At 35.6% G+C, this 1,225-nt stretch carries 1 protein-coding gene; it reads left to right on the forward strand.

The window, feature by feature from the left end; genetic code table 11:
* Positions 1-359 precede the first annotated feature (359 nt).
* Positions 360-935, forward strand: coding sequence for a hypothetical protein (locus tag K5G00_RS29380; RefSeq protein ID WP_238770195.1), 576 nt, complete (start codon positions 360-362; stop codon positions 933-935).
* The last annotated feature ends 290 nt before the right edge of the window (positions 936-1,225 follow it).

Genomic DNA, 1,225 nt, shown 5'->3' on the forward strand with positions numbered 1-1,225 from the left:
ACGGATTGTACTAACAGAAACAAACCTGAAAATAACTAACAAATAAAACCAAAGAATCATGAACCCGCCACTCAAAAAACCTTTACTTACGCGCCGTAAGGCGTGAATATTCCCTACGCCACTTCTCAACGCAACCTTTTGGTAATTAAACTCATCTGAAATCTATAACTATAAAAACCTAAAAAATGAACATGCCCCGTAAACCAAATCTTTTAAAACATTCCCGGGCAGCAACAAGGTTGTTTAGCCCGCTCCTCCAAACAGAATCGCCACCTAATTGCGCTCACTCCCGGTAACTACCGTTACCCTGAATACAAAAAGTACTCTGTACAAATTACTCACGACCAAATACTCTAATTATGGAATTAAAAATTCTAAAACTAAGTTTAATCGTCCTGTTGTTTGGTGTTACAACAGCAGGTTGCCAGAAAGACGATTTTTTTGAACTAAATATTGGCGATGAAGATGCCATAATACAAAAAGAAGTAAATGGTATTGAATTTAAATTTTGCCTGTTGAATGAGCAAGGTGAACCTTCTACAGTTTTTGATGAAGGTGAAAACTTCACTTTCCAATTTTCAATTAAAAATAATACTGGGAAAAGCCTTATTTTCCATGATTATAGCTTTTATGAAAACGTTGATTTTTTTTCAGTCCACAATCGTACTCACAACTTTGGAAGACCCTTTGGATTATTACCAGGATATCTTACTTCAAATGAAATGCGATATATACATGATGATATGAGTAGTAGTTTTATGTGTCTCTGGCAGGATAGTAGAGACAAGTTTTTTGCGATGCATGGTGCTTTCAAAGGCCTGAATAAAGTTTCACTCGAAAATGGAAGATATGTTACAAGTTTTACTCATAATTTTCATTTTGGAGATATTGAGACCGGAAGTTTAACATTTAAAATCAATTTTAAAATAAAATAGAATGTCATGAAAAAGATAACAGTAATTTTATTGATAATTGGAATTGCAATTATCAGTTCCAACGCACCGGCTGGGTAACCGAACTGAAAAACCCCGCTCCCGTGCGATTTCATCGCGTGGTTTGTAACACCCAAAACTCCAAACTTTGGAAAAGATAAAAATCCCGTTTTATGTTGCCAAGCACCTCATATCCAGGGTTACCTTTCCGGGTTTAACGGATTGTACTAACAGAAACAAACCTGAAAATAACTAACAAATAAAACCAAAGAATCATGAACCCGCCACTCAAA

Origin of the sequence: Maribellus maritimus (assembly GCF_022267315.1) — a bacterium.
Taxonomy (GTDB): Bacteria; Bacteroidota; Bacteroidia; order Bacteroidales; family Prolixibacteraceae; genus Draconibacterium; species Draconibacterium maritimum.